At 36.1% G+C, this 3,165-nt stretch carries 1 protein-coding gene and 2 pseudogenes; all 3 read left to right on the top strand.

Annotation, left to right across the window (positions count from 1 at the left end; genetic code table 11):
• A pseudogene (locus ACLUJM_RS13300) lies at nt 1–648 on the top strand (helicase-related protein); the annotation flags it as partial.
• A gap of 576 nt (nt 649–1,224) precedes the next feature.
• Nucleotides 1,225–2,895, top strand: a complete 1,671-nt coding sequence (gene ltrA / locus ACLUJM_RS13295; protein WP_412413033.1) for a group II intron reverse transcriptase/maturase — start codon at nt 1,225–1,227, stop codon at nt 2,893–2,895.
• An 88-nt stretch (nt 2,896–2,983) separates the two neighbouring features.
• Nucleotides 2,984–3,165: pseudogene (locus tag ACLUJM_RS13290) on the top strand (helicase); the annotation flags it as partial.

Here is a 3,165-nt window from a genome sequence, read left to right as displayed (position 1 = left end):
AATTATGAAGTTATTAAAACAGAGCCTTCTGAAGAACAAAAGGAAATATTAAAGAGCCTTTCTAAAAGAGCAGATGATGTCAGAAATAGAGTTGTAGAGCCAGATGTTGATAATATGCTAAAGATTACCAATGACGGTAAGAAACTTGCATTAGATCAGCGTTTAATCAATCCTCTGCTTCCTGATAATCCTGATAGCAAGGTCAATGTATGCGTAAAGAATGTCTTTGCCATTTGGGATAAGACAAAAGAAAACAGGTCAACACAGCTACTTTTTTCTGATATGTCCACTCCAAAAGGAGATGGAGAATTTAACATCTATGATGATATTAGAGAAAAGCTCGTAGCTATGGGAATACCGAAAGAAGAAATCGCCTTTATCCATGAAGCAAATTCCGATAAGCAAAAGGATGAACTCTTTGCAAAGGTAAGAAAAGGCGAAGTTCGTATCTTAATGGGTTCAACACAGAAGATGGGAGCCGGAACGAATGTGCAAAATAAGTTGATTGCTTTGCATGACCTCGATGTGCCTTGGCGTCCTGCTGACTTAGAGCAAAGAGCAGGGAGAATTGTAAGACAAGGAAACGAAAATGAGAAAGTAAATATCTATCGTTATGTTACAGAGAATACCTTTGATGCGTACCTTTGGGTGCGACATGAAGTCGCTTAATTTAACTGTTTGGCATAATGACCAAACCAACTATTCCGTTAGTTGAGCCAAGTATCGACTGCACTTAGGTGTGGTAAGCCGATATTAAAGTAGCCCTACTTGAGGTTGAACCGTGAGGGAATACCGAAACTGCCAGCAACAAGGCGGTTAGGGAGCGAGGCTTGATGATATGGCTAACATATGTGAACTACTGATAAATGTCGTTAAGGTGAACAGGCTAAAGTTGCTGATAAGCCTGAACCAAAATGGTGTGTAGTCGGATAATCCTTTCCATAGTGGGATTACACGGACAAGAAGACTACCGGCAGAGAGGTAGAGCCTAAGTTATCAATGTTAATTAAGTGGAACATGGTAAGCCTGTACCGTTGCCAAAAGGCAAGGCAAATCGTAAGAAATGCTGATAATGGTGCAGGTAAAGGATAATGGAAAAAGCGAATGCCATCTTGTAATGAGATGGATAGGGGTTCAAAATTTGCCCTAACTTGAAAGAGTGCAGACTTCCATTTGGTTTTTAATCACAAGAGAACTTGTAGAATTTTTGAAAGGAGAAAGCAAATGAACAGTAAAATGTGTGCTACTACTAACAGAGCTAAAGACTGGGAAAGTATAGACTTTTCTCTAGCAGAAAGCTATGTTAAAAAACTACAAATGCGTATTGTGAAAGCGTGGAAAATGAGTAAATATGGAAAGGTAAAATCCTTACAACATTTACTCACAACTTCATTTTATGCAAAAGCCTTGACTATTAAGAGGGTAACTGAAAATCAAGGCAAGAAAACAAGTGGTGTTGATGGTGAATTATGGCTAACACCACAGGCAAAGTATAAGGCGATAGAAAAGTTAAATTTAAGAGGATATAAACCTAAACCTCTTAAAAGAGTGTATATACCAAAGAAAAATGGCAAGAAAAGACCTCTCAGCATTCCTACAATGACAGATAGAGCAATGCAAACCCTATATAAATTTGCACTTGAGCCAATAGCAGAAACTACTGCTGACCCTAATTCTTATGGATTTAGGGCAAAAAGATGTACACAAGATGCTATCGAGCAGTGTTTTACATCACTTAATAAAAAGAAATCTGCAAAATGGGTACTGGAGGGAGATATAAAAGGTTGTTTTGATAATATAAGTCATGAATGGATATTAAATAATATCCCAATGAACAAGAAACTATTAAAACTTTGGCTTGAGTGTGGATATATAGAAAAACAAAAACTATTTCCAACAGAAACAGGAAGTCCCCAAGGCTCGCCAATATCACCTATTATTTCTAATATGGTATTAGATGGTCTAGAAAAAGCAATCAAAGAGAAATACCATAGAAGAACAATAAATAAGAAAACATATTTCCCAAAGGTTAACTTTGTTAGATATGCAGATGATTTCATCGTTACAGGGGAAAGTGCAGAATTGCTTGAAAATGGTTTAAAGCCAATCATTGTAAAATTTCTAGCTGAAAGAGGTTTAGAATTATCAGAGGAAAAGACACTAATAACGCACATAAATGACGGTTTTGATTTTCTTGGAGTTAATATTAGGATGTATAAAGATAAGTTGCTTACAAAACCATCTGATAAGAACTTCAAGGCTATTGTCGATAAAATCAGACGAATCATAAAAGATAATCCGTCAATGAAACAAGAAATTTTGATTAGAAAATTAAATCCAATCATTATAGGTTGGGTAAACTATCATAAATATAATGTTTCATCTAAAGCCTTTGAAAAACTTGATTATGAAATATATAAGAGCTTGTGGACTTGGTGCGTTCGTAGACACCCAAAGAAAGGTAGAAAATGGATAGCTAAGAAATACTTCCATACCATTGGAAATAGAACCTGGACTTTCAGTGTAGCAACTGGTGACAGAATGGAAAATGGCGAGAAATACTATCTTCGTCTTAAATATGCTACAGACACTGATATTAAAAGATTTACCAAGATACAAGCTGAAGCAAATCCATTTGATGAAAATTGGCAAATATACTTTGAAGAAAGAGAAGAGTTAAAAATACGAAACGAACTTAAAGGACGTACAGTTATAAATAGACTGTATAAAACGCAAAATGGAATATGCCCTGTTTGTGGAGAGAAAATAACTATTGATACAGACTTTAGAGTACATCAAACAATTCAAAATAACATTACCCTTAAAACTTTAGTACACCCTTGGTGTCATAGAAAATTGCATATAAATGATGAAGAAAACACACTGGCTCTTTAATTAGGGCTTATAAAAACTTGAGCCGTGTGAGGGGAAACTCTCATGCACGGTTCTTAGAGGGGAAAGGGATAGTAATATCCCTGACCTACTCGACCAGACGATAGAGAATAAGCAGAAATTTATTTCACAGATTATGACTTCAAAGACTCCTGTTCGTGTGGCGGAAGATGTGGACGAAAGCTCCCTTAACTATGCAGAGATTAAAGCCCTTGCTACTGGCGATCCTAAGATTAAAGAAAAGATGGATTTGGACAACGAAGTTACAAAACT

Origin of the sequence: Finegoldia sp. (assembly GCF_046991905.1) — a bacterium.
GTDB lineage: Bacteria > Bacillota > Clostridia > Tissierellales > Peptoniphilaceae > Finegoldia.
The sequence above is the reverse complement of the archived record's forward strand: the minus strand, read 5'-3'. Positions and strand labels throughout refer to the sequence as shown.

Coding starts and splice junctions, on each gene's coding strand:
- ltrA (WP_412413033.1), top strand. CDS start 1,225: ATGAACAGTAAAATGTGTGCTACTACTAACAGAGCTAAAGACTGGGAA.